We start from the raw sequence: 6,852 nt of genomic DNA, 5'->3' as shown, positions 1-6,852 counted from the left end.
GAACCACCACGAAAGCGCAAATTTCAGTCCATGCCAAAGCTATCTTAGCGCCTATGCCCAAGTGGGGGGGATGCCCGGCAGGGCAGAGGGGGGGGGCGCGAAGGATCGCGACCTCTCGATCTATTTTCTGACAAGAATCGCGGGATAAACGTGGCTGACACTGGCCGGTGCGTTGGCGGGACAGCGGCCCCCCTGCCGGCCATCTCCCCACGAGGGGGAGATTGGCTGCCCCCTCAATCCCCGCATACCCTAAAAGGCGTCCCCGTGTCCCACTCCGCGAAGGGCACGACCTGGCCTTCGACAGACACGATACTGTTCACCTTGCTGTCATCATCCTGCGTCTGCATACTTTTGCCCTTGCCGGTCAGCACGTCGTAGTCGCAGCTGCTGTAGACGACAACAGACTGGTATTTGTAATGGTCATAGGCAACGCCGGCGACGACGAAGGCCTCGTTGCGCCAGGCGATGGTCAGCGTCATGTCGGTCCGCTCGCCGGGGCCGATCAGCCCCGGCAGATAGATCTTGATCGAGCCGTTGGGCAGCAAGGTCAACTCCGGTTCGATGCCGGAGCCCTCATAATGCGGCTGGTCGTAGTCGTTCCATTCGCCGTAGACCTGCTCATGCACGACGCCGGCGGGTTTCAGAAAATTGTACTTTTTGTCCCTCAGGAAGAAATGCATGTCCATGGTGCTATCTTCGGGCTCGGTCTCGACGATCATCGCCAGATCGGCGGCGCCGTCCCCATTGAAGTCGCCGGTCAGCGCGGTGATGATCTTCTGGGTTTCGATGGGTTCGGCGAGCGCCGAGGCCGGCAGCAGAAGGATGAGGCCGAGTAACATCGATCGCATGGCATTTCCCCCGAATTGCAGTCTGCCTTGCCCGGCTCGACCAGCCGGGAAACTGCCATGAGCGCCGGCTTGGGCGCAAGCCGGCTCGCAATAGGCTAGGGGGTATCGACGCCGATGACGGAAACTGGCATCGACAGCCGATACAGCCGGCCCGGCAACAACGAGGTGATGATGGCGCCGTTCAAGGTCGATCCCGACAAGGTTCATGAATTCCCCGATCCCGACAGTTTTTACGCCTGGCTGCGCGAAAATCATGCCGGCGAGAGCGAGGTCTGGATCAAGGTCCACAAGGTCGGCTCGGGCCTCGCCTCGATCACGCCGAAGCAGGCTATCGACGTGGCGCTGTGCTTCGGCTGGATCGACGCCATACGCAAGCCGCTCGACGACAAGAGCTTTCTGCAGCGCTACACGCCGCGCGGCAAGAAGAGCATCTGGAGCAAGATCAACATCGACAATGTCGCCCGCCTGGTCGAGGAGGGCCGCATGACTGAACACGGGCTGAAACAGGTCGAGGCTGCCAAGGCCGACGGCCGCTGGGACCGCGCCTATGCCTCAGGCAAGGACATGAAGATCCCTGACGATCTGCAGGCCGCCATCGATGCCGAGCCAAAGGCGAAAGAGATGCTGGCGAAGCTTTCCGCCCAAAACCGCTTCGCGCTCGCCTTCCGCACCCACAACATGAAGACGGAGGCGGGGCGCAAGAAGAAGATCGAGGCTTTCGTCGCGATGCTGAAGCGCGGCGAGACGATCTATCCGCAGAAGCGGTGAGGCGACGGCAAGCGGCTGCCATGGTGCGCGCAGCTAAAAACCCGCTTGTGAGGTTCTGGCCTCGCTTGCCCGGACATAACATATTGTCTTTACGGTATTTTCCACTCGTCGTGCGGATGATAGCTGCGATAGTGGAAAAAAGTAACAACATATTGTTAATTAAGAGTTTTCCACTATGTTAACTTGATCCTGGCTTAAGAGTGGAAAACGATGCTGAGAGAGTTGACCGGCGAGCAGCGGCGCCAACTCATAGATACGCAACAGGTCTACGAGGCCTGGCAGCGTGCTGATGACCAGCGCCAAAGGCGCTTTGCAGGCAGCATGCGCTGGGTTGAGCGCAGCGGTGCTGAATACCTGCTGCGGAAGGTCCGGCAGGTCGAGAATTCACTCGGGCCGAAAAGCAGCCAGACGGAGAAGGCGTTCGCTGCGTTTTCCGAGTGCAGGGTGCAGAACAAGGATCTGCTGGCAGGTCTGGCCGATCGCCTGAACGGCCTGGCGAAAGTCAATGTGGCAATGGGGTTGGGCAGGGTACCGGCCATCGCCGCACGGATATTGCGGCGGTGCGCCGAAACAGACCCGCTGGGCAAGCAGTTGCTGGTCGTCGGCACGAATGCGCTGTTCGCTTACGAGGCTCTGGCGGGCGTCCAGATCACCAGCGGTCTCACGGCAACCGGCGACATCGACCTGCTCTTCGATTCCCGACGCCGCATCAGCTTCGTGACCGGCGAGAGGGTAAGCCAGTCCGGCCTGATAGGCGTGTTGCGTAAAGTGGACAGGTCCTTCAAGCCGCTCCAGCCCCGGGCCTTCAGGGCAGCGAACCGTGATGGCTATCTGGTCGACCTGATCCGTCCGCGGGCAAGACATGTCCTCAAGGACAACGCCACTACCTCGATTACACAGCTTGCCGACGACCTCGACAGCGCACCCATGAAGGGGCTGCAATGGCTCATCAACGCCCCGAAGGTGGAGGCTGTGGCGATCGATGAGCGTGGCTATCCCGTAAGCATGCCGACGGTCGACCCTCGAATGTTCGCTCTGCACAAGGCTTGGCTGGCCACGCGGCCTGATCGGTCTGCGGTCAAGGCAATGAGAGATCGTGAACAGGCGGAAGCGGCTGCACGCATTGCCACGGGCTATCTTGCGCTTCCGCTGGACAGCGAGCATCTCAAAGGGCTTCCGGGGGCACTGCTGGACGCTGCGGCCGCAACGCTCTCTCTGCCTGGCCCGAGCGGCTTTTCCGAAGACTCTCCAATTGAGCCCGACTGGTAGCGGCCGCGCTAGCACGCCATGCTACGAAAATAGCATTCTCGCCTCGCGAAATGTGATGCTACGGTTCCCGGCGCACCCAGGGCGGAGGGGTTGCCAAGAGGAGAAGTGGCGGGCGCTGGCCCGGATTTCAGCGAGAACCGGACGGAGTTGTTGAACCATTGCAAGGCCGCCGCGTTTTCCAGCGTCGGCCACAAGGGAGGAACCACCTGTGAAAGCATCCTATCTCGTCTCAGCCGTGCTGCTTGCGGCGACTGCGATGCCGGCGGCGGCCGGCGAAATTTCCGACGGCAAGGTCAAGATCGGCATCCTCAACGACCAGTCGGGCGTCTATGCCGATTTCGGCGGCAAATGGTCGGTCGAGGCCGCCAGGATGGCGGTCGAGGATTTTGGCGGCAAGGTGCAGGGCGCGCCAATCGAGATCGTCAACGCCGATCACCAGAACAAGCCCGACATTGCCTCCAACATTGCGCGCCAGTGGTACGACACCGAGCAGGTCGACGCGATCATGGAACTGACGACATCCTCGGTGGCGCTCGCCGTCCAGGGGTTGTCCAAGGAAAAGAAGAAGATCGACATCGTTACCGGAGCGGCATCGGCCGACCTGACCGGCAAGCAATGCTCGCCCTACGGTTTCCACTGGGCTTACGATACCCACTCGCAGGCGGTCGGCACCGGCGGCGCGCTTGTGCAGCAGGGCGGCGACAGCTGGTATTTCATCACCGTCGACTATGCCTTCGGCTATTCGCTGAAGGAGCAGACCTCAAAGGTTGTTGAGGCAAGCGGCGGCAAAGTGCTGGGCGAGGTGCGTTACCCCTTGGGATCGACGGATTATTCCTCCTTCCTGCTGCAGGCGCAGTCCTCCGGCGCCAAGGTTATCGGCCTTGCCAATGCCGGCCTCGACACCTCCAATACCATCAAGCAGGCGGCCGAGTTCGGCATCGTCGCCGGCGGCCAGCGGCTGGCAGCACTTCTGTTCACGCTTGCCGAGGTGCACGGCCTCGGACTGCAGGCGGCGCAGGGCGTGGTGCTCACCGAAGGGTTTTACTGGGACCGCGACGACAAGAGCCGCGACTTCGCCGGGCGCTTCTTCAAGCGCACCAACCGCATGCCCAACATGATCCAGGCCGGCACCTATTCGGCGGTGCTGCAATATCTCAAGGCCATCGACAAGGCCGGCACCGACGAGACCGAGGCGGTCGCCAAGCAACTCCATGAAATGCCCGTCGACGACATCATCAACGCCAACGGCAAGGTACAGGCCGACGGCTCGATGGTGCACGACATGTATCTCTATCAGGTCAAAAAGCCCGAGGAGTCGAAGAAGGACTGGGACTACTACACCTACCTTGCGACCATTCCGGGCGACAAGGCCTTCATCAAGGCTGAAGACAGCGGCTGCCCGCTCGTCACCAAGTGACGCTGGCGCAAGCCGTGGCCGTCCAGCCGGACGGTGCCGAAATCAAGCCGCGGGTGGTGCTCTCCGCCCGCGGCCTGCGGCGCGATTTTGCCGGTTTCGTCGCCGTCAACAATGTCGACCTCGACGTCCATCACGGCCAGATCCATGCACTGATCGGGCCGAACGGCGCCGGCAAGACGACGATCTTCAACCTCTTGACCAAGTTCCTGCAGCCGAGCAGCGGCAGGATCGAACTGTTGGGCAACGACATCACCCGCACCGCGCCGGCCAGGGTGGCGCGCATGGGTCTCGTCCGCTCGTTCCAGATATCGGCGATCTTTCCGCATCNCGTCGCCTTGCAGCGGCCGAGCGGGCTCGGCTTCCAGTTCTGGCGCTCGCTGGCCGCGCTTGACCAACTGACTCCACGGGCGCGCGAACTGCTTGCCGTCGTCGGTCTCGACGATGTCGCGCATCGTCCGGCCGGCGATCTCTCCTATGGCCGAAAGCGCGTGCTCGAGATCGCCACCACGCTGGCGCTCGACCCGAAAGTGCTGCTGCTCGACGAGCCGATGGCCGGCATGGGGCACGAGGATGTCGGCGTCATTTCCGGCATCATCCGCTCGCTGGCAACGGACCGCGCCGTGCTGATGGTCGAGCACAATCTCACCGTCGTCGCCGACCTCTGCGACTGGATCACCGTCATGCAGCGCGGCCAGGTGCTCGCCGCCGGCGACTACGCGACGGTGAGCAACGATGAGCGCGTCAGGGTCGCCTACATGGGGACCGAGCAGGGGGACCGAGCATGAGTGAGCCGCTGCTTGCCGTGCGCGATCTCCATGCCTGGTATGGCGAGGGCCATGCGCTGCATGGCGTCAACCTCGACGTTTTTCGCGGTGAGACCGTGACGCTGCTCGGCCGCAACGGCGTCGGCAAGACCACAACGCTGCGCGCCATCATGGGGCTGGTCCGCAAGGGCAGCGGCAGCGTCGCCTTCGATGGCAGCGACCTGATGCGCCTGCCGCTGCATCGTGTTGCCCATCGCGGCATCGGCTTCGTGCCGGAGGAACGCGGCATCTTCGCCACGCTCACCGTCGACGAGAACCTGATCCTGCCGCCGGTGGTGGCCAAGGGCGGCATGAGCGTCGACGAGATCTTCGATCTCTTTCCCAATCTCAAGGAGCGCCGCAACAGCCCCGGCACCAAACTCTCCGGCGGCGAACAGCAGATGCTGGCCATCGCCCGCATCCTGCGGACGGGCGTGCAGATGCTGCTGCTCGACGAGCCGACCGAGGGCCTGGCGCCGGTCATCGTCCAGCGCATCGGCGAACTGCTGGCGACCTTGAAAAAGCGCGGCATGACCATCCTGCTCGTCGAGCAGAATTTCCGCTTCGCCGCCCGCATCGCCGACCGCTTCTACCTGATGGAGCACGGCAAGGTGGTGGAGGGTTTTGCCGTAAGCGAGCTTGCCGCTCACACGCAACAGCTGCACGAGGTGTTGGGGGTATGATGACGACAGCCCACGGCAGTACCCCCAACCCGCTGCTGCGCAGCGACCCTCCCCATAAGGGTGAGGGTGGAGGGCCACCGCCCTACCTCCCCCTTGTGGGGAGGTCGGACCGAAGGTCCGGGTGGGGGTACGTGCCGCACAGACGCATCCCCCTTGCAACACCATCGGTGACGCCATGACCATGATCTTCGGCATCCCCGTCCAGGCCTTGCTCGGCCAGATGCTGGTCGGGCTGATCAACGGCTCCTTCTACGCCATGCTGAGCCTCGGCCTGGCCGTCATCTTCGGCCTGCTGCGGATCATCAATTTCGCCCATGGCGCACTCTATATGCTCGGCGCCTTCATCGGTTACCTGCTGCTCGTCCATCTCGGCATCGGCTACTGGCCGGCGCTGCTCCTGGTGCCGCTCATCGTCGGCGTCTTCGGCATGGCGGTCGAGCGCGTGGCGCTGTCGCGGCTCTACCGCCTGGATCCGCTCTACGGGCTGCTGTTCACCTTCGGACTGGCGCTGGTCATCGAAGGCGTGTTCCGTTTCTACTACGGTGTGTCAGGCAACCCATATGCCGTTCCGGCGCAGCTTGCCGGCGGCACCAATCTCGGCTTCATGTTCCTGCCCAACTATCGCGGCTGGGTGGTGGTGGCCTCACTCATTATCTGCATCGGCACCTGGCTCCTGATCGAAAAGACCAGGCTCGGCTCCTATCTGCGCGCCGCGACCGAGAATCCGGAGCTGGTGCAGGCCTTCGGCGTCAACGTGCCGCTGCTGCTGACGCTCACCTATGGGCTCGGCGCGGCGCTCGCCGGCCTTGCCGGTATTCTCGCCGCGCCCGTCTACCAGGTCAGTCCGCTGATGGGCTCCGATATCATCATCGTCGTCTTTGCCGTCGTCGTGGTCGGCGGCATGGGTTCGATCCTCGGGGCCATCGTCACCGGCTATATGCTCGGCCTCGCCGAGGGCCTGACCAAGGTGTTCTATCCCGAGGCGTCGAACCTCGTCGTCTTCGTCATCATGGCGGTCGTGCTGCTCCTGCGCCCCGCCGGCCTGTTCGGAAGGGACGCCTGAG

At 62.9% G+C, this 6,852-nt stretch carries 7 protein-coding genes; 6 read left to right on the top strand and 1 reads right to left on the bottom strand.

What is annotated here, in order from left to right:
- Positions 1-233: 233 nt before the first annotated feature.
- Positions 234-848 (bottom strand): hypothetical protein, encoded by a 615-nt coding sequence (locus X727_RS136485; RefSeq protein ID WP_023835356.1) that lies wholly within the window; start codon positions 846-848, stop codon positions 234-236.
- A gap of 171 nt (positions 849-1,019) precedes the next feature.
- Between X727_RS136485 and X727_RS136490 the strand changes: the two genes are divergently transcribed.
- The 6 genes from X727_RS136490 to X727_RS136515 all read left to right on the top strand — a co-directional run bounded on the left by X727_RS136490 (position 1,020) and on the right by X727_RS136515 (position 6,851).
- A complete protein-coding gene (locus X727_RS136490) occupies positions 1,020-1,616 on the top strand; it encodes a YdeI/OmpD-associated family protein (protein WP_031204812.1) in 597 nt (198 codons plus the stop codon).
- A gap of 210 nt (positions 1,617-1,826) precedes the next feature.
- Positions 1,827-2,885: a nucleotidyltransferase domain-containing protein gene (locus tag X727_RS136495; RefSeq protein ID WP_023835354.1), complete on the top strand. Its 1,059-nt coding sequence runs from the start codon at positions 1,827-1,829 to the stop codon at positions 2,883-2,885.
- 208 nt (positions 2,886-3,093) lie between these two features.
- Positions 3,094-4,302: an ABC transporter substrate-binding protein gene (locus X727_RS136500; RefSeq protein ID WP_023685930.1), complete on the top strand. Its 1,209-nt coding sequence runs from the start codon at positions 3,094-3,096 to the stop codon at positions 4,300-4,302.
- 14 nt (positions 4,303-4,316) lie between these two features.
- Positions 4,317-5,087 (top strand): ABC transporter ATP-binding protein, encoded by a 771-nt coding sequence (locus X727_RS136505; RefSeq protein WP_031204810.1) that lies wholly within the window; start codon positions 4,317-4,319, stop codon positions 5,085-5,087.
- Entirely contained in the window at positions 5,084-5,788 is a 705-nt protein-coding gene (locus X727_RS136510; RefSeq protein ID WP_023835353.1) for an ABC transporter ATP-binding protein, read from the top strand. Before X727_RS136505 ends, X727_RS136510 begins: the two co-directional genes overlap by 4 nt.
- Positions 5,789-5,963: 175 nt before the next feature.
- Entirely contained in the window at positions 5,964-6,851 is an 888-nt protein-coding gene (locus X727_RS136515) for a branched-chain amino acid ABC transporter permease (protein ID WP_023671423.1), read from the top strand.
- The last annotated feature ends 1 nt before the right edge of the window (position 6,852 follow it).

It is taken from the genome of Mesorhizobium sp. L103C105A0 (assembly GCF_000502215.1).
Taxonomy (GTDB): Bacteria; Pseudomonadota; Alphaproteobacteria; order Rhizobiales; family Rhizobiaceae; genus Mesorhizobium.
The sequence above is the reverse complement of the archived record's forward strand: the minus strand, read 5'-3'. Positions and strand labels throughout refer to the sequence as shown.